The sequence below is a fragment of the Tildeniella sp. genome, from assembly GCF_059505325.1.
The window spans coordinates 131,789-149,307 of the sequence record NZ_JCACKI010000004.1; the positions used below are offsets into that span (position 1 = coordinate 131,789).

The window sequence follows — 17,519 nt, forward strand, 5'->3', positions numbered from 1 at the left end:
GCTCTATCCATCGCTTTCAGGCTTCACCCGTGTGCCAACCGCTTAGCACACTAACCGTCTTGCTGACCGCTCACTGCTGGTGTTTGATTGTTCTCTTGATAGCGAGACTGAATCCGATCGAGCACTCGGTTGTCGATCGCTTCCCTGGCAAGGCGCACTGCGTTAAAAATAGTGGGAGCCTGCGAGCTACCGTGACTGATGATACAAACGCCATCCACACCTAACAGCAGACCGCCTCCATGCTCCGCGTGATCCATCCGCTGCTTAATGCGTCTTAGATTTGGCTTTAGCACTGAGGTGCCAATCTTACCGCGAATGCCCTGAGGCAGCTCTTCTCGTAAAATTTGCAGCGCGACCTCACCGACCGCTTCCGCAAACTTGAGCAGCACATTACCCACAAAGCCATCACACACGATGACATCAAAGTTGCCTGAAAGCACGTCCCGTCCTTCAGCGTTCCCCACGAAGGGGATTTGTGGGTTTTTCTCAAGCAGTTGATGGGTTCGCAGCGCTAGCTCGTTACCCTTACTGGATTCTTCGCCAATATTGAGCAGCCCCACTTTTGGATTTGTAATGCCTAAAACGTACTGAGAGTAGACAGTGCCCATAAAGGCGAACTGTTCTAAAAATTTTGGGCGGCAGTCAACATTTGCGCCAACATCCAGGATGATGACAGGCTTGCCTGCAATCAAGGTAGGCAAAACAGCGCCGATCGCAGGGCGATCAATCCCCCGCAGGCGACCCAAACGCAATAATGCCGCTGCCATGACTGCACCAGAGTGTCCTGCCGAAACAACCGCATCCGCCTGCTTTTGTTTCACTAAATCCATTGCTACATTGATGGATGCTTTGGGCTTACGGCGCAATGCGCTCAGAGGCTCTTCGCCCATTTCGATCGCGCCCTCAGCCGGAATAATTTCGAGCGGTGAAGCGTTAGTATGTTGCCTGATTGCAGCGCTAACCGCCTCTGGCTCACCGACTAACAAAACCTTGACACCCAACTCTTCTTGTGCTCGAAGTGCTCCAGCAACAATCTCAGCCGGAGCATGATCCCCACCCATTGCATCAATCGCAATCCGCGCCTGCGTCGATCCCATTGGTCAAAATTAGTATAAACCTTAGCAATTCTACCAGATGGTTATGCTTCTTCAAGAATCCAAATCAACCCAATGTCGCCTGCTGTGGACGGTAACACGTCAGGCAATGACGTTCGATCGTGTCTTGATGATCGGCTTAGCGATGATTAGAAAGCGACACCGTATCGGCTAAAAGACCAAAGCTACTCGACGCGGCTGGAGTCTGAGCCAATGCAAGTAAAATCAACGTGAGAGCGAAAGCACCAGCCTCAAGCGTTTTGACGAGTTCTGAGCGTCCTAGTTGCATATGTGCGAGTGGGTTATTGAGTATACAAAGCGAAGATTATGATAAGTCAAATCTAGAAAGTTTGGGTATGGATCAAATCCCCCCACAGTGAGAACTCTACGTTCAGTGGACGCTACACCTTAAGGCGATAGGCAGCAGTCGCAGCACCTGTCTCACTATTAAAGACGAGTGTTACTGCGTTCTGGTTCAACGGCGTGGCGATCGATACGCTAACGAATTATATGTATCCCTGTTAGAGTATTTATCCTGTATGCGCTTTGGCTGGGAAGTTGAGGAAGATTTGTGTTTCCAGGCTGATGAATGGGCACTCTTTTATCCAAGAAAAGTATTTTTAACCAAGTTCGCTCTATCGCGCTCTTATGTGTTCAGCAGTGCATTCTCATCGCCATCTTCACTCCTCTCTGGTTATCCTACTGGCTCTAAGTTTATCTGCCTGTCAACGGGGATACTCTCAGCCGCTTCGTCCTGCTCCGCTACCACAGGATGATTTGATCCGGGTCTACACCAACCACGAACCCGCTTCGCGCTATGCCGAGCCTTACCGCAAACAGATGCGAGACGGCGATGATTTAGAACAAAAAATTGTTGATGCGATCGCTGCTGCCCACACAACCGTCGATGTTGCCGTACAGGAACTCCGTCTACCCAAAATTGCGGCAGCGCTGGTCGAACGACAGACAGCAGGCGTAAAAGTGCGGGTCGTTTTAGAAAACACCTACTCACGACCATTTAGCACGTTTACACCGGAAGAGATTGCCAAACAGCCAGAGCGCGATCGCGGTCGGTACAACGAATTTCGCCAACTGGTCGATCGCAACGGTGATGGGCAACTGAGCCAGGAGGAGATCGAGCAAGGGGATGCATTAGTGGTGCTCGATCGTGCGAAAATTCCCCGCCTAGACGATACGGCAGATGGTTCCGCTGGCAGTGCTCTCATGCATCACAAATTTGTGGTCGTCGATGGGCGCACTCTCATTGTCACCTCGGCGAACTTCACCACAAGCGACGTTCACGGCGATTTTAAATCGCCCGCCAGTCGTGGCAATGCCAACAACATGCTGGAAATCAGCAGTCCAGAACTGGCAACGCTCTTTACGCAGCAGTTTAATGTGATGTGGGGCGACGGACCGGGTGGAAAGCGAAACAGCAAGTTTGGTGTTAAAAAACCGTTTCAGCCAGCACGATCGGTCACGATTGGCTCGACCACCGTTGAAGTGCAGTTTTCGCCAACTCGCCTTTCTATACCCTGGGAACGTAGCAGCAACGGCTTAATTGGCAAAACGCTGAGTAGTGCCAAAAAATCGGTTGACATGGCACTGTTTGTTTTCTCTGAGCAAAAACTGGTGAATTTGTTAGAGACCGTTCATCAAAACGGTGTTGAAGTACGGGCGTTAATCGAACCTGGCTTCGCGTATCGTTCCTATAGTGAAGCGCTTGATATGCTGGGCATTGCCCTTGCCGATGGCTGCAAGCAGGAAGTCGCTAATCGCCCCTGGCAAAACCCAATCACGACCGTTGGTGTGCCCCGTCTTCCCCCTGGTGACTTGCTGCACAACAAATTCGGCATTGTCGATCAAGAAACGGTCATCACTGGGTCGCACAATTGGACGGATGCTGCCAACACAGGCAACGACGAGACGGTTCTGGTTGTGCATAGCTCGATCGTCGCTGCCCATTACCAACGAGAGTTTGAACGACTCTACACAAACGCGATTTTGGGCATTCCCCCCGCTGTGCAAAAAAAGGTGAATGCGCAGCGGCAGCAATGCCAATCACAGCAACCGAACGCACCCGCACCCGCTAATCGTAAGAGTGTGGTGCACGATCGCCCACTTGCCAAGCCAGCTACGTCTTCTGCCCATCGCAAACCAGGCAAGCCGCAAGTCAACCTCAATACAGCAACTCAAGCCGAACTGGATGCCTTGCCTGGTGTCAGCGCAGCGCTTGCAAAGCGCATTATTGCTGCCCGTCAGCAACAACCCATTGCGTCTCTAGACGATCTTGATCGGATTTCTGGCGTGGGTCCTAAACTTCTCAAGCGACTAGAAACGAAAGTGACCTGGTGATGACTATTCAGGGACATTGAGGAACGGTAAAGCGTGCTGGCGCAAAAATGACTTAGCCGTAGAGTACTTTAAGCTTCAGAGCGATCGGTAAGTGGGTTCTAGAAGCAAACGCCATAGCGCTCAATTTGCCTCGCATGGAGGGTGGCTGTTTGATTCGCGGTGCCGTCCAGCGTGTGCCGCCGCCCACGCGACGACCTGGAACGCCCTCTCTGCCCGCTTCCGCAGGACTGGCAAAGGATAGAATTAGCGCTAGTAAGGAAAAGCCGATCGTGAGTTGACGTACAAACATATAGCTAATGATAGACGCACAATACATCCACAATCGCAGAGCAACCTCTATTTCACCAGCGTTGAACCACGGAAGTCATAACTTCTTAAAGTAGTGGATGTGCTTCACAATTGCACGTATGCGCGTGGATTTACAGTTTTACCTCAGCCAATGAATCGTGCTCTTATTAAACGTCGTGCCTGCGTCAAGCGCGAAGAGAATGCAATTGTTATCCTAAAGGGGAACAGCCAGTAGCAACCCACCGTGCCATCAGACGCTATGACTCAACAGCCTGCTCGTATTTGCATTCTTGGTGGAGGCTTTGGTGGTCTCTACACGGCTCTGCGCCTCAGCCAGTTGCCTTGGGCAAAGCACGAGAAGCCAGAAATTATCCTGGTCGATCGCAGCGATCGCTTTCTCTTCTCGCCATTGCTGTATGAACTGATGACGGGTGAGCTGCAAACCTGGGAGATTGCACCACCGTTTGAAGAATTGCTGGCAGGCACAGGCGTACGCTTTCATCAAGGCACTGTGACGGGTATTGATTTGCCAGCCAAGCACGTGCAGCTTCAGGATGGGGTCACGTTAGCGTTCGATCGCCTCGTGCTGAGCCTTGGTGGCGAAACGCCCCTTGACCTTGTACCAGGAACAGCCGACCACGCGCTACCATTCCGCTCCATTGCCGATGCCTATCGCTTGGAAGAACGTCTGCGGCGGTTAGAAGAGTCCGACGCAGACAAGATTCGAGTGGCGATCGTCGGTGCTGGCTATGCAGGCGTAGAACTAGCGTGTAAGCTTGCCGATCGGCTGCAAAACCGGGGACGCATTCGCCTGGTTGAACAAGCCGATGAAATCCTCAGAACGTCTGCTGACTTTAACCGTGCAGCAGCAACAAAAGCCTTAGATGCGCGCGGCGTATGGATCGACTTAGAAACTGGAGTCGACGCGATCGCCTCTGACACGATCGCTCTGACGTATAAAGGTAACGTGGACACGATCCCAGTCGATCTGGTGCTGTGGACAGTGGGTACTCGCGTTGCCAGGGTCGTCAATGACCTGCCGCTTAAGACAAACGCACGAGGACAGGTGGTGGTGACATCAACCCTGCAAGCAATTGAATACCCAGATGTCTTCTCGCTAGGCGACCTGGTTGATTGCAAAGACGCAGACGGGCAGCAGGTACCCGCTACTGCCCAAGCAGCCTTTCAACAGTCTGAATATGTGGGTTGGAATCTTTGGGCTTCGCTGACCGATCGCCCCCTCTTGCCCTTTCGCTACCAGCACCTCGGTGAAATGATGGCGCTAGGCACTGACAACGCCACGTTGACGGGCTTCGGACTCAAGCTAGACGGCCCCTTTGCTTATGTCGCACGGCGACTTGCTTACCTTTACCGGATGCCAACCCTGGAGCATCAGGTGCGCGTTGGGCTGAACTGGATTGCCCAACCGTTGCGTGACGCGATCGGGGCGGTCAACTCATAGCTGAATTGGCGCTTCACAATTAAGGCTGACTTAGAGAGTTGATTCTCTATTGCGGGCATACTGACTGAAGCAATCTCTCCTCTATCCATCTGTTTAGGCAAACATACGCTCGTCATTTAAGTGGCTGGGCGCAATTAAACTAAAGATGATTTTGGGAGTGGAGGGGGTGAAACCCCCTGCCTGGGGGCAACGCTCCCAAACCCCTCCCTCACAATTAACTGTGGTTACCTACTTAAGCTTGCCGGACTGTTGCCAGAGGTGGGGATAGTCATGCCAGTCATAAAATGTTTGGAGTCGCTTAAATAGATGTTCTTCATCAATGTCTTAAACCATCTAACGGCAATGTTTACACCAGTACTGTCGTGACGATCGCCACCACTGCAACGCCAGTTCAGTGACGGGCGAGATAAGCATTGGGCAGGTTTTAGACAGCACACGTATTGATTCCATAGAGCCAGGGGCACATACCAGAGTATCGAGGGTAGCTAGATGCGTGCGAGTGAACTCCTGAAGCGTTATGCCGCAGGAGAAAGAGATTTTAGCCAGGTTAGCCTTTGGGGAGTCAACCTCAGTAAAGCCAGTTTGAGGGGCATCGACCTGAGCCAAGCTGACCTAAGAGGGGCAAACTTGCGTGGGATTGTGCTGCGCGAAGCCTGCATGGATGGGACGAATCTAGCTGAGGCAGATCTGACCGGAGCCAACCTTTGGGGTGTCGATTTGCGCGGTGCCGATTTGCAGGGTGCGAATTTAACCGAAGCTAACCTGACTGGGGCAGATCTGCGAAGGGCATGTTTGATACAGGCAATTCTAAACAAAGCAAACCTGAATTCAGTCAATCTGAGCGAAGCAGACTTGAACAGTGCCCACCTTTGGGGTGCAAATCTCTGTGCGGCAAAATTAGTCGATATTGATCTGCGAGCGGCAAACTTGCGCGGTGCCTATCTTTGTCAGGCAATCTTGAGCGGTGATTTGCGTGAGGCGAATTTGAGTGGTGCCAATTTAAGCTGGACGATTCTAGTGGGGGCAAACCTGCAAGATGCTATTTTGAGTGAGGCAGAATTGAGCAGTGCGAACCTTACCGGAGCTAACTTCACCAATGCCAAGCTACGCGGTGCCGATCTGCGCGGTGCTGACTTGACCGATGCTGACCTCAGTGGGGTAAACCTGAATGAAGCTAACCTCTCGATGGCAAAACTAACGGGTACGATTCTGAATGGTGCAACACTGAGTGGTACTGATTTGCGTGGTACAAATTTGACCGAAACCAACCTGACCGAAACCAGTTTGCTGGGAGCCAATCTACGCGGTGTCGTCATGCCAGATCACTTAACCACTGGTTAAAGAGCAACTATAGCGAATCAGCTCTTAGCAGTCAGCGATCAGCGGTCAGCGGTTCGAGAAAAGCTGGTGGCTGACCGCTCAATGATTCGGTGCCGCTCCCAACTGATTTGGGATTGCTATAGTATCGTTTGAGTGAGCTTTGAGCCTTATCTATAAAGTGTAAGCGTGTGCGTGAACCCACAAAACGTCCTCAAGTCATTTTTCTTGATGCGGTCGGTACACTGTTTGGTGTGAAGGGTAGTGTGGGCGAAGTTTACGCTGAAGTGGCGCAGCGTTTTGGGGTTGAGGTTTCAGCAACCGCACTGAATCGATCGTTTTTTCAAAGTTTTCGATCGGCAGGAATGCCTGCCTTTGGGACTGTCGATCGCGCAGAGATTCCGGCGCGGGAGTTTGCATGGTGGCTGGCGATCGCCACTGACACGTTCAAGCAAGTCGGCGTTTGGGAGCAATTTCCAGACTTTGCCGCGTTTTTTGCTGAACTGTATGCCCACTTTGCGACAGCGGCACCGTGGGTTGTGTATCCCGACGTGCGACCTGCATTAGAGCGCTGGCAACAGATGGGTGAGACTTTAGGGATTCTATCGAACTTTGATTCGCGGCTTTACTCAGTGCTACAGGCTCTTGACTTAGCCACATTTTTCACGTCTGTCACTATTTCAACTGAGGTCGGTGCAGCCAAGCCTGATCCTCAAATTTTTGCGATCGCCCTTCAAAAACACGCTTGCTTGCCCACTGCGGCATGGCACATTGGCGACAGCTTTGAGGAAGATTACCAGGCAGCAAAAGCGGTCGGAATGCGTGGGATCTGGCTGCGGCGAAAGTAGATTTTGGGTGTAGGGTAGTAAAGATTGATTGGAACGTCCGTACTGATCACTATTCTGTTCTCCCGCTGCTATGACTCTAAAACCATCTCAAATTCTTAGCCTGTTAAGAGAGAAGCGGGCTGATTTTGCTACGTTTGATCAAACGACGTTACAAGCATTAGAGAAGTACCGCAGAGCACTGGCAACCGCATCCCAGGAAACTGAGGCTGTTTTGCTAGAACAGTTAGCAGAGTACTTAGCGAACGATCGCGGCGCGGAGCCTCTTGAACCGTTGGGCAACCATCTAAATTGGCTGATGCCTTCTGGTCTGGTATGGCAAAGTCGAGAGGAGAGTCATGAGTGGGTGCGCGATCGACTGACAGGTGTTGCGACCTTCGCAGTCGATGGTTCTCAAATTTATCCCAGCAAAGATTTTTCGATTCCCGTAGCGCTGGTGCAGATCGGTTGGTTTGAAAACCTGCATCAGCCCGGTGGACAGTACGACAAGGATATTGCCGTCGATGTGATGACTCCAGCAGATCTGAGGGCAAATACCAGCGGCGACCCAGTCGATCGACGCGTGAATATGCGCCGCTTTGAGATGGAGACAGCACGACTCGTGCAATACATGGAAGACCGAGCAGGCTGCGATCGGTGTCTGGCGTTCCTCGATGGTTCGCTAGTGGTCACGTTTGCCGAAGCGTTTGATGAAGCGACGCAGCAACACTATGTCGATTGCATCGTGCGGCTCCTGCAAGCAAGCGAAACGTACCGTGTCCCGCTGGTCGGCTATATTGACACCTCCTACGCTCGTGATCTGACGCTGATGCTGCAACGATTAACGCCAGGATTGCCCGATGCACCTGCCATTCACGATGCGTCGTTAGTACGAGGAATGCAGTGGGGCGATCGCACACCCCTATTCCGCTGCCGCCGACCGGGAATCTTAAGGCACTATCCAGGCGCGAATCTCCAAGGGAGAGGCTACGCCAACGCGAGCCGAATTGGCTTCACCTACCTGAAAGCACACGACGGCTTTCCCGTGCGGTTAGAGCTACCTGCCTGGATTTACGACGATGGTTTGTTGGAGAACGTACTCGACTGGGTGCGAGGCGAAGTCATCATCGGCAGCGGTTACCCCTACGTCATTGAAACCGCTGACCAGACTGCTGTGTTAAAGACGGACGATCGCCAAACGTTCTATCGCCTCCTACAGGAGTGGGCAGAGGAAGAAAAATTGCACCTGCGGCTTTCACGCAAGATGGTGAGTAAGGCGAGGAGACGGTAGAGCATTCAGCTATTAGCTCTGCGCTGAACGCTGATAGCTGAACGCTGACAGCTAATAGCCGCTCCAATCGACAAGCTCTTAAAATTGAGAGGTGTCTGTGACAAGGGCAACTTTGATGAAACGGATAGAGACGGCAGCAACGCCCAAACGCTTCACGATCGCGGAGTATCACCGCTTGACTGAGATTGGCTTCTTCGCTGAGGACGATCGCGTTGAACTGATCCGTGGAGAGATTAACAAGATGGCAGCGAAAGGAACAGCACATACAACTTGCTGTCGAAATCTATTGCGAGAATTGGCAGAACTGGTCGTGGGCTATGCTGAACTTCAGTGTCAAGATCCCATCTCGTTACCGTCTGGCAGTGAACCAGAACCCGATTTTGTGATCGTCCGACCACGATCGGACAACTACCTGTCAGGACATCCAACGCCAGAAAATATTCTGCTAGTGATCGAGATTGCGGAATCTTCGTTGGAGTATGACCGCGAGGTGAAGCGATCGCTCTACGCTGAAGCAGGTATTACCCACTACTGGATCTTCAACCTGATCGAACAGTGCCTGGAAGTGTATAGCGAGCCCTACCAAAATGGGGACGTGTTTAACTATGCCGTGAGACGAATCGTCTTGCCGAAGGGCACGATCGCGCTACCTGAGTTCTCAGGCTTGGAGTCGAATGGTCTCAGCGATCGTTCACGCTTAGAGCTTTTGTTAGTCAAGATCTTCCCTGGCGCGGTCTGAGTGGAAAGTAATGCGATCGCTACGAGTAGCCATGTTCTGCCAAAAAAGCAGGGGTTAGGCTTTGCGGAGCCGTTTCCTCAGTATGGTGCGGACTCATGCCGTGCCGCAAAAACTTCTCGACGTACTTACCGAGAATATCGCCCTCTAGATTTACGACGCTGCCCGATCGCAAAGAACTAAGGTTGGTCTCAGCGTAAGTATGAGGAATCACCGCTACAGTAAACCAGGTTCCAGCAGGATCACAGTCAGCGATCGTCAGGCTGATGCCATTCACCGCGATGCTGCCTTTAGGGATGATGTAACGGGCAACCTGAGCCTGATTTGTAATAAACGTCATTTCCCAGGATGTGGCGGTTTGGACAGAGTCTTGCAATTGTCCAATGCCATCCACGTGCCCGGTGACGAAGTGTCCGCCCAGCTTACTGCCCACTCGCAAGGAGGCTTCCAGGTTGACCAGCGTGCCGTCTTCTTGCCCCAAACTGGAGCGATCGCGGGTTTCGGGCGAGGCATCTGCCATAAAGCCCTGTGGCAACAGTTCGACGACCGTCAGGCACACACCATCGACGGACACACTGTCACCGATCGCCAGATCTTGCAGGATCACTCCGGACGTAGCAGGCAGGCACGTGATGCTTAATTTATCGACTCCGAGAGACTGTAGCGTCCCCAAACCTTGAATAAGACCAGTAAACACGGTTTTTGCTCAGAATTTGCTAATTTTCGACCAAATTTGCTCTATTCGCATCAAAAGATAGCCCCAAGCAACGATTGAGAAACTTTTTCAGATTGTCAAATTTGCTAAATGATCCACTAGGATCAGGGCATAAATCAGGGCATACTTAAGGTCAGACACCTTTCACCACGATACAGACGGCTTATCTCGATCTTAGCTTCCCCTTCTAGTTCTAGCGTTTTCTCTTGCCTTAGAGGGTTCAGTAATGAGGCGACACCAGTTCCCATTAGCTAAGAGACGGCTCCCTGGAACAAAGAATAATCGTCTAAGCCTATGTCCCATCCAGTCCAGGTTCGTTACGTTGACTCCTTTTTTCTTCAGGTATTCTAGAGGCTAAGACGATGATTGAAATGAAAGTCGCTGGAATTGCATTAGATGCCGCTACACGCAGCCCCATTGTGCTTTTGAGAGATTCCACCGAGCGACGACAGTTACCAATCTACATCGGTCAAGATCAGGCAAAAGCCATTATCAACGCCTTGGAGAGCCAAACCCCACCTCGTCCGCTGACCCACGACCTATTCGTCAACCTCCTCGAAGAATGGGACATGAGCCTGGAACGAATCGTTATCCACTCTTTACAAGACAACACGTTTTACGCGATGCTCACGGTGTCTCACGGCGAGACGAAAAAAGAGATTGACGCTCGCCCCAGTGATGCGATCGCGATCGCCCTTCGCACCAACAGCCCCATCTGGGTACTCGAAGAAGTAGTCGCTGATGCCTCCATTCCGGTCGATCGTGATGCTGACGAAGCCGAGCGCAAGGCATTCCGCGATTTTCTCTCCAATTTGCGACCGGAAGACTTTTTGCAGCGCGGCAACCTCAGCAGTGAAGAAGCGCAGTAGGGAAAGGCTAAAGGATTTACAGCTTAACGTGGCAGTGGCACGATATTGCTGCCTAGCCTAAATGCACTGGATGCACTACCCGATTTCGACTAGCTTAATGTCAAACGTCAACGCTTCGCCCGCCAAGGGATGGTTGGCATCCAACGTGACAGCGGCATTAGAGACATCGGTGATTACAACTGGCAGCACCTGTCCATCTTGCTGTTGCAGTTGAAGCTGCTGACCAATTTGAGGTTCGATTTCAACGGGCATTTGCTGGCGATCGACCACAACAACCATTTCTTCCAGATGCGGACCATAGGCATCGTCTATAGGGATGATCTCTGTCTTTGACTCACCCATACTCATCCCTAGAACGGCTCGCTCAAAACCAGGAATAATGCTTCCAGAACCGAGCGTAAACTCTAGTGGCTCACGATCAGCCGACGAGTCAAACACCGTACCATCATCAAGTTTGCCTGTGTAGTGAACTTTGACCGTATCACCAGTTTTTGCTTGTGCCATGCCTTTCTCCTTACGTTAGCAGCCATATCAGTATGGTGCGATCGCTTCTCGCTCCGACGTTCTTTAAGCTTATTTTCCAGATCGAGCCTGGTTGCGACCACAGCACAAAATTGCTCGATATAACCTTACTCCAGCTACTTTCGTTAGCAAATCACCAAAAAGTCTGAGTCAGTAATCTCACTTTTTGTTGCCACTAAATCATTGAGTCGAAAAAAAAGCAGCCTACCTACCCGGTGACAGACTGCTTTAACAAAATGATGAGCTTCTCAATGACTTGATAGTGCCTCAAACAACCGGGTCTTCCTTCTACCTTTCGGCATATCCCTAGACCCGATCGAGAACGTGATGAGAACGTGGCTTTGAAGGGAATAATGGCTGTGTTATCTAACCCCGCAATTGTCAAAAAGCCCCAGCTCTCTAGCCGGGGCTTCTTACTACAGTGATTGGGCTGTTAGAGTTGTGCTGCATCGAAGCCTGTCGAAACATCTGAGCGGCTCTACACAGCGATCGCTTCTATCCTTTTAGCGCTTCCACCACTGAACCTGATCAATCCATGAGTGCTAGATTGTGACGCTGCTCCAGCCAGATGCGTATTTCAGCCTCAGACGCATTGTAGAGCGATCGACCCGTTACAGAATCGTGAGCGTGCCACCACAGCTTACCTTCAGCATCGCAAGTGTGCCACACCCTCGGCTCAGCGTCTGTTATCAAGCGCTGCATGAAAGACTGCGATGCGTTCTCTAACCAGGACAACAGCGTTTTTTTAGCATTAGTCACTGTGTTTTGGTTCAGTACTGTTGCATCCCATTCTGGATGTCCTAACCAACGTAATGCTAGTTTCATCTCGATACCTCACTTGATTGTAATAACGATGTTTTGCTAGGGAGCTTTGTTGCTCCTAGCCGTTGGGCAATGAATGCTTGACTCTGACTGAGCACCATTGCCGTTAGAATGAGTCCGGCTCCAATGAAGCCACGTTCACCAAACTGCTCTCCCAGCAACCAGAACGAAAAAATAGCTGCAAACACTGGCTCAAGGGTATAAAGCAGAGCTGTTTCATGCGCTGAGACCCACTGTTGAGCCACTGCCTGTGTAATCGTTGTTGCTGCTGTAACCACAAGACCCAGGTAAAGGAGTTGTCCCCAATGGGCAGCGATCGCAGGTAACTGCGTCATCATTTCGGGGGCTGCCCAGATCACAGTCACACCAGCTACAAAGACCAGCTGAACGGCAGATAGGGTTAGCGGTGGGTGACGTTTGAGCGCTGACTCCAGCAGTAGGATGTAAATGGCATAGCTTAAGGCACCACCGAATACCCAAAGGTCGCCAATGCTCAAGCCACCGCCATCCCAGGACATGATGCCAATGCCCACGATCGCCAGCACAGCAGCGACCAGCCCCATGATCTGTAGCCGACGACCCAGGAAAAGCCCCAGTAACGGCACCAGGATTACGCTCAAGCTCAGCATGAACGCTGCCCGACCAGCCGCGATCGTTTCAACGCCAACGGTGAGGGCAATGTAGGATGCCAGGTAGGCTAAGCCTAACAGGACACCATCACGCAACAGCCGAGCGTTGAAGGGACGCAGCCAGGGAACAAAGACCAGCGCTGCCAGAGCAAAGCGGATGGCAATAAGTGACAAGGGCGTAATGCTAACTACCGTTGCCTTGACAACTGGAAATGTCGTTCCCCAGATTAAAGTAGTAGCAATCAGCAGTAGGATGCCTCTGGTATGAAGAACGTTAGATTTTGTAGCAGACATAACAGAAGACAAGCTTGAACTGTGTTCAGTCTAGTCAACTACCTTCACACAAATCAAAAGACAGCGTTTATCACGTCCATGAACAAAATCGATAGAAGATGATGCCATCGACCATGAATGTCAATCGTCAAGGTCAGATTAAACTGTCACAGTTGCGTGCCCTCATTGCAGTGGCAGAGCGAGGCAACTTTGGGGAGGCTGCGTTGCAGTTAGGTCTCTCGCAGTCAGCAGTTAGCCATGCGATCGCAACCCTGGAAGAGATGCTGGGCATTGTCTTGATCTCGCGGGGTCGTCATGGTGCTTATATGACTCCAGTGGGCGATCGCGTGCTCATTTATGCCCGTCAGATCATGCAGTCGTTAGACGGGATGACGAAGGAAGCAAATCTAGCGAAAGGGCTACGGGGTGGACAAGTGCGCATTGCCTCGTTTCGCAGTGTGGCAACTCACATTTTGCCAGAGGCGATCGCGCAGTTTCGGCAGCGCTTTCCTGATATTGCCGTGCTTCTGACTGATCATGAAGATTTGCCGGAGGTTGAACAAACGCTCCGAGAAGGACGAGCAGACATCGGTTTCACCTATTTGCCAACTAGCGAAGATTTTGAGGTTTGGGAATTACTTCAAGATGAATTTGTGGCATTATTTCCGCCCACATTCAAGCTCAAAAATAAGCACCTCACCTGGGGCGAACTCGCTCATCATCCGATGATTATGCCACCAGAAACAGATCCCACGATGCTACAGTTTTACGCGCACTGCCTCAAATTTAACTGCACGTTAAACGTTGCCTATCGTGTGAACACCGATTCGACGATCGTCAGCATGGTGGCTCGTGGATTAGGCGCAGCGGTTCTGCCCCGCTTATCAGCCGAGCCAATTCCTGTGGGTGTTCAGGTCTTTAGTTTACCCGTACCGATTTATCGCGTGATTGGCATTGCCGTGTTAGCAGATGCGCTACAGGTACCAGCCGTCTTCGCCTTTTTAGATATTCTGAAATGCAAGGATTTGTTGACATTAAAACCGATCGTGTAAGCCCAGTGGTAAACATTAAACAGGGGAGCATGTCACTTTCGCAACTTGCTGCCTTTGCCCTCATCCCCAGCCCTTCTCCCCAAGGAGAAGGGAGCCAGCTTCAAAGTCCCTCTCCTTGGGGAGAGGGCTTAAAGCCTTGCGGCATACAAGAAAAGGGTGAGGGCGCAAAGGTGACATGCTCCCTTAAACAGCTTGTTGTCTCTTTCTTATACGTCCATTTAATTAATACCAAGTTGCTTGAGCGCTGTTGCACGTGCGCGTTCAGAAAGCCGATCCAACAAAATATGCTCGGAATCGTCAATTAATTCTTCTTTTTGCATGAGTTCAATCATCGTTTGATGAAGCAATGCTTCTGCTTGCCCTGCGCGATCTGCTAACCAAAGATGGGTTTCGGTGTCTTGAGGGAACTGTTCGATGCAGGTGATGGTGTAGTTGCGGAAAGTTCTGACTTGACGCAGAATGCGCGCCAGATAGCCGGGGCATTCACACGCGATGACTTCTGCGGCTCGGCAAATTTCGATCAACGCTTCATCAGAAAGATCGGAGATTTTAAGTGTTCGCTTTGCGTCAGTCATCGTTGCGTTTCATAATGGCTATGATCTATTCAACCCGTATGTGAGCTGAAGTCATCACTCTCGTACGGAGTATTTTTTTCTTCCGTGTTCAGTGTAAGAACACGCATAACAACGTGTGAAACGAGAGGCAACCTGTGAAAGCTGTTTTGATGACCGCTCCCGGAACGCCAGATGTTTTGCAAATGGGCGATGTGCCGGAGCCAACGCTTCAGCAAGAGACTGAATTATTAGTACGTCTGAAAGCGGCTGGGATCAACCCGATCGACACAAAGCTGCGTCAACGAGGCACCTTTTTCCCCGATCGTCTGCCTGCGATTTTGGGCTGTGATGGTGCTGGCATTGTCGAAGCTGTCGGTGCAGCAGTGCGGCAGTTTCAACCAGGAGACGAGGTTTACTTTTGCAATGGTGGTCTGGGTGGGCACCCCGGCAACTATGCGGAGTGGGCGATCGTCGATGCTCGCTTTGCGGCTCACAAACCAACCACGATGAGTTTTGCAGAAGCGGCGGCGGCTCCTCTAGTCCTGATTACAGCATGGGAAGCGCTGTACGATCGCGCACGGCTCCAGACGGGGCAGCGGGTTTTCATTCATGCAGGGGCGGGTGGTGTCGGGCATGTGGCTATTCAGTTAGCCACATGGAGCGGTGCCGAAGTTTGCACGACGGTGAGCACGGAAGCAAAAGCAGCGTTTGTCAGGGATTTAGGTGCCAGTCAAGTCCTATTTTACAAAGATACGAATGTGGTGCAGGCGGTAATGGCTTGGACACATGACCAGGGCGTGGATGTTACCTTCGATACGGTGGGCGGTGCGATGCTCGGTCAATCTTTCGCTGCCACAAAGTTTTATGGCGACATCGTGACGATTCTGGAAGCCGACCCCGCGACCGCTTGGAAAACTGCCCGTACTCGCAATCAGCGCGTGAGCTTTGAACTGATGTTGCTGCCGATGTTGAAAGGCTTAGTAGCAGAACAGCAGGCGCAAGCAACGATTTTGCAACAGTGTGCAGCGTTAATTGATGCAGGGCACCTCAAGCTTCACGTGAGCCAGACGTTTGCTCTAGCTGAGGCGGCAGCAGCGCATCGATCGCTTGAAACTGGTTCGACAACAGGCAAGCTGGTTTTGCTCATGGATACGTAGGAGTGAACCAACGGAGATCTGGCGCTTATCTTTTTTCTGCCTGCTGACTGCTAGTTAGCATCTGAATTGTCAGGATGATTTGGCATTCTGTCCTGACGGTCAGGTGAAGTACCGTATTGGGTAGTAGTTCCCGTAAACGGTCGATCGCCCAAGCATGAACGCGACCTTGACACCCTTTAATCGTCTGTGAATGTAGCTGTCAGTCTTACGTTGACGAAGATGGGGTGGTTTTAGGGATAGTTCTGAAGGGTTTTCGATCGCTCAAAAAATCTTGACAGATTGTTCGTCGCGCTGCCAGACATTCAAGCTCAATTATTGACTTAAGCTTTATGCGTATCCCCATTGCAACAACGGTTGTTTGTAGCACGTTGGCTACGTTTGCCTTGTATCACAGCTTTGCTGCTCTTTTTCCTCATCTTTTCGATCCCGATGATGAAGCTGCGTCCAACGCTAAGCCGGATGGCACGAACGTAGAACAGGCAAAGACACCGACTAAAGGTGCGATCGCTGCGCCTGAAACCATGACAGCAAATACTACAAAGCCTCGCCTTAACGTACCTGCTAAGGCAACGCTAGCCGCCAACCGTAGTGTTGCTTCTAGAGGTAGCTTACCAGTAGTGAACGTGCCACCCACGCTGCGATCGCTGCCAACCCGGTTAGCTACAACTCCCAGCCTTGATACTGCACCCATGCAAAATGCTGGTAACACAGCACTAGACGCAGGTAGTCAGAGTCAACCAGACTTAATTGACCAGAGTAAATCGAACGTTGGCGCGACCCAGTCTTTACCCTTCACCTCTGTCAACACGCCGCTATCAGATGTTAAAGGGCACTGGGCAGAAAGCTATATTGAGTCATTAGCGGCAAAGGGGGTTGTGCGAGGCTTTGATGATGGTAGTTTTCGTCCTGACGAACTGGTCACATCGCGTCAGTTTACCTTGATGGCGCAGAAAGCATTCACAGCGTCGCCTGTTTCTTATGATGGGTTGCAGCAGCTTCACCCCGATCGCACTCCCACACGTGCTGACGCGGCGGCTTTCATTTATCAAACACTCGCCAAGTCCGAATCAGCCCCACCCACAATGGCTGTACAGGTGAGTGGTGCCGTACCGCGTCCTGGTATTTATGCCGTTGCTAACGGTAGCAGAATCGATGCGCCCCCCAATGCTGGCATGCCCACTGTGTCGCGTGCAATTCAACAAGCAGGCGGCGCGTTAGACGGTGCTGATTTGCAGCAAGTACAAATCCATCGCATTAGCGACACCTCCGCGAGACAGGTCATCAATGTCGATGTTCGGCAGCCACTTCAAGCGAGCGATCGTACCCGCGACATTGTACTGCAACAAGGTGACAAACTATTTATCCCTACGGCTGCCACGACCGCTACTATAGCCCCTGTAACCGGAGCGCTACCCACTCCAGAGCGCCCCATTAGCCTAGTGGAAAGAACAAAAGAATGAATAGAGCGATCAGCTGATGTTGCGCGAAGAAGCTTGTATCTTGACGCTGACCGCTGACCGCTGACCGCTGACCGCTGACCGCTGACCGCTGACCGCTGA

General features: G+C 51.5%; 18 protein-coding genes. 11 read left to right on the top strand and 7 right to left on the bottom strand.

Annotated elements, in window-relative coordinates:
• Positions 1–50 precede the first annotated feature (50 nt).
• Complete coding sequence (plsX, locus tag AC5JO6_RS02015) at positions 51–1,097, bottom strand: phosphate acyltransferase PlsX (RefSeq protein WP_496079363.1); 1,047 nt, start codon at positions 1,095–1,097, stop codon at positions 51–53.
• 43 nt (positions 1,098–1,140) lie between these two features.
• Here plsX and AC5JO6_RS02020 point away from each other — a divergent pair, with 43 nt between their 5' ends.
• Together AC5JO6_RS02020 and AC5JO6_RS02025 are read left to right on the top strand one after the other, a co-directional pair.
• Positions 1,141–1,269, top strand: coding sequence for a hypothetical protein (locus tag AC5JO6_RS02020; protein ID WP_496079364.1), 129 nt, complete (start codon positions 1,141–1,143; stop codon positions 1,267–1,269).
• A 473-nt stretch (positions 1,270–1,742) separates the two neighbouring features.
• The gene (locus AC5JO6_RS02025; RefSeq protein ID WP_496079365.1) at positions 1,743–3,449 is read left to right on the top strand and encodes a phospholipase D-like domain-containing protein; all 1,707 of its coding nucleotides are present in this window, start codon (positions 1,743–1,745) and stop codon (positions 3,447–3,449) included.
• Between the two features lie 52 nt (positions 3,450–3,501).
• On the opposite strand, the gene AC5JO6_RS02030 is transcribed toward AC5JO6_RS02025, so the two are convergent.
• Positions 3,502–3,738 (bottom strand): hypothetical protein, encoded by a 237-nt coding sequence (locus AC5JO6_RS02030; protein ID WP_496079366.1) that lies wholly within the window; start codon positions 3,736–3,738, stop codon positions 3,502–3,504.
• A gap of 258 nt (positions 3,739–3,996) precedes the next feature.
• On the opposite strand from AC5JO6_RS02030, the gene AC5JO6_RS02035 reads away from it, so the two are divergent.
• The 5 genes from AC5JO6_RS02035 (at position 3,997) to AC5JO6_RS02055 (ending at position 9,370) form a co-directional block, all read left to right on the top strand.
• Positions 3,997–5,199, top strand: a complete 1,203-nt coding sequence (locus AC5JO6_RS02035) for an NAD(P)/FAD-dependent oxidoreductase (protein WP_496079367.1) — start codon at positions 3,997–3,999, stop codon at positions 5,197–5,199.
• 489 nt (positions 5,200–5,688) lie between these two features.
• Positions 5,689–6,540 (top strand): pentapeptide repeat-containing protein, encoded by an 852-nt coding sequence (locus AC5JO6_RS02040; protein WP_496079368.1) that lies wholly within the window; start codon positions 5,689–5,691, stop codon positions 6,538–6,540.
• A gap of 167 nt (positions 6,541–6,707) precedes the next feature.
• Positions 6,708–7,364, top strand: coding sequence for an HAD-IA family hydrolase (locus tag AC5JO6_RS02045; protein ID WP_496079369.1), 657 nt, complete (start codon positions 6,708–6,710; stop codon positions 7,362–7,364).
• A 70-nt stretch (positions 7,365–7,434) separates the two neighbouring features.
• The gene (locus AC5JO6_RS02050) at positions 7,435–8,631 is read left to right on the top strand and encodes a DNA double-strand break repair nuclease NurA (RefSeq protein ID WP_496079370.1); all 1,197 of its coding nucleotides are present in this window, start codon (positions 7,435–7,437) and stop codon (positions 8,629–8,631) included.
• Between the two features lie 115 nt (positions 8,632–8,746).
• Positions 8,747–9,370 carry a Uma2 family endonuclease gene (locus tag AC5JO6_RS02055; protein ID WP_496079371.1) on the top strand — a complete coding sequence of 208 codons (624 nt, stop codon included), beginning with the start codon at positions 8,747–8,749 and terminating at the stop codon, positions 9,368–9,370.
• Between the two features lie 19 nt (positions 9,371–9,389).
• Here the strand turns inward: AC5JO6_RS02055 and ribE are convergent, their stop codons facing one another.
• Positions 9,390–10,064, bottom strand: coding sequence for a riboflavin synthase (gene ribE / locus AC5JO6_RS02060; RefSeq protein ID WP_496079372.1), 675 nt, complete (start codon positions 10,062–10,064; stop codon positions 9,390–9,392).
• 380 nt (positions 10,065–10,444) lie between these two features.
• Here ribE and AC5JO6_RS02065 point away from each other — a divergent pair, with 380 nt between their 5' ends.
• Positions 10,445–10,951, top strand: a complete 507-nt coding sequence (locus tag AC5JO6_RS02065; protein WP_496079373.1) for a bifunctional nuclease family protein — start codon at positions 10,445–10,447, stop codon at positions 10,949–10,951.
• A gap of 75 nt (positions 10,952–11,026) precedes the next feature.
• Here AC5JO6_RS02065 and AC5JO6_RS02070 read toward each other — a convergent pair whose 3' ends face one another.
• From AC5JO6_RS02070 to AC5JO6_RS02080, 3 genes are all read right to left on the bottom strand, one after another.
• Positions 11,027–11,455 (bottom strand): FKBP-type peptidyl-prolyl cis-trans isomerase, encoded by a 429-nt coding sequence (locus AC5JO6_RS02070; RefSeq protein ID WP_496079374.1) that lies wholly within the window; start codon positions 11,453–11,455, stop codon positions 11,027–11,029.
• A 546-nt stretch (positions 11,456–12,001) separates the two neighbouring features.
• Positions 12,002–12,298, bottom strand: a complete 297-nt coding sequence (locus AC5JO6_RS02075; protein WP_496079375.1) for a hypothetical protein — start codon at positions 12,296–12,298, stop codon at positions 12,002–12,004.
• A complete protein-coding gene (locus AC5JO6_RS02080) occupies positions 12,295–13,218 on the bottom strand; it encodes a DMT family transporter (RefSeq protein ID WP_496079376.1) in 924 nt (307 codons plus the stop codon). Before AC5JO6_RS02080 ends, AC5JO6_RS02075 begins: the two co-directional genes overlap by 4 nt.
• 98 nt (positions 13,219–13,316) lie before the next feature.
• Between AC5JO6_RS02080 and AC5JO6_RS02085 the strand changes: the two genes are divergently transcribed.
• A complete protein-coding gene (locus AC5JO6_RS02085) occupies positions 13,317–14,249 on the top strand; it encodes a LysR family transcriptional regulator (protein WP_496079377.1) in 933 nt (310 codons plus the stop codon).
• A 218-nt stretch (positions 14,250–14,467) separates the two neighbouring features.
• On the opposite strand, the gene AC5JO6_RS02090 is transcribed toward AC5JO6_RS02085, so the two are convergent.
• Positions 14,468–14,824, bottom strand: a complete 357-nt coding sequence (locus AC5JO6_RS02090; protein WP_496079378.1) for a hypothetical protein — start codon at positions 14,822–14,824, stop codon at positions 14,468–14,470.
• 134 nt (positions 14,825–14,958) lie between these two features.
• Between AC5JO6_RS02090 and AC5JO6_RS02095 the strand changes: the two genes are divergently transcribed.
• Together AC5JO6_RS02095 and AC5JO6_RS02100 are read left to right on the top strand one after the other, a co-directional pair.
• A complete protein-coding gene (locus tag AC5JO6_RS02095; protein WP_496079379.1) occupies positions 14,959–15,960 on the top strand; it encodes a zinc-dependent alcohol dehydrogenase family protein in 1,002 nt (333 codons plus the stop codon).
• 329 nt (positions 15,961–16,289) lie between these two features.
• Positions 16,290–17,420, top strand: a complete 1,131-nt coding sequence (locus tag AC5JO6_RS02100; protein WP_496079380.1) for an S-layer homology domain-containing protein — start codon at positions 16,290–16,292, stop codon at positions 17,418–17,420.
• Positions 17,421–17,519: the final 99 nt, after the last annotated feature.

Excerpts from the sequence above, each read along its gene's own strand:
- plsX (WP_496079363.1), bottom strand. The coding sequence starts at position 1,097 with ATGGGATCGACGCAGGCGCGGATTGCGATTGATGCAATGGGTGGGGAT.
- AC5JO6_RS02020 (WP_496079364.1), top strand. The coding sequence starts at position 1,141 with ATGCTTCTTCAAGAATCCAAATCAACCCAATGTCGCCTGCTGTGGACG.
- AC5JO6_RS02025 (WP_496079365.1), top strand. The coding sequence starts at position 1,743 with ATGTGTTCAGCAGTGCATTCTCATCGCCATCTTCACTCCTCTCTGGTT.
- AC5JO6_RS02030 (WP_496079366.1), bottom strand. The coding sequence starts at position 3,738 with ATGTTTGTACGTCAACTCACGATCGGCTTTTCCTTACTAGCGCTAATT.
- AC5JO6_RS02035 (WP_496079367.1), top strand. The coding sequence starts at position 3,997 with ATGACTCAACAGCCTGCTCGTATTTGCATTCTTGGTGGAGGCTTTGGT.
- AC5JO6_RS02040 (WP_496079368.1), top strand. The coding sequence starts at position 5,689 with ATGCGTGCGAGTGAACTCCTGAAGCGTTATGCCGCAGGAGAAAGAGAT.
- AC5JO6_RS02050 (WP_496079370.1), top strand. The coding sequence starts at position 7,435 with ATGACTCTAAAACCATCTCAAATTCTTAGCCTGTTAAGAGAGAAGCGG.
- AC5JO6_RS02055 (WP_496079371.1), top strand. The coding sequence starts at position 8,747 with ATGAAACGGATAGAGACGGCAGCAACGCCCAAACGCTTCACGATCGCG.
- AC5JO6_RS02065 (WP_496079373.1), top strand. The coding sequence starts at position 10,445 with ATGATTGAAATGAAAGTCGCTGGAATTGCATTAGATGCCGCTACACGC.
- AC5JO6_RS02070 (WP_496079374.1), bottom strand. The coding sequence starts at position 11,455 with ATGGCACAAGCAAAAACTGGTGATACGGTCAAAGTTCACTACACAGGC.
- AC5JO6_RS02075 (WP_496079375.1), bottom strand. The coding sequence starts at position 12,298 with ATGAAACTAGCATTACGTTGGTTAGGACATCCAGAATGGGATGCAACA.
- AC5JO6_RS02080 (WP_496079376.1), bottom strand. The coding sequence starts at position 13,218 with ATGTCTGCTACAAAATCTAACGTTCTTCATACCAGAGGCATCCTACTG.
- AC5JO6_RS02085 (WP_496079377.1), top strand. The coding sequence starts at position 13,317 with ATGATGCCATCGACCATGAATGTCAATCGTCAAGGTCAGATTAAACTG.
- AC5JO6_RS02090 (WP_496079378.1), bottom strand. The coding sequence starts at position 14,824 with ATGACTGACGCAAAGCGAACACTTAAAATCTCCGATCTTTCTGATGAA.
- AC5JO6_RS02100 (WP_496079380.1), top strand. The coding sequence starts at position 16,290 with ATGCGTATCCCCATTGCAACAACGGTTGTTTGTAGCACGTTGGCTACG.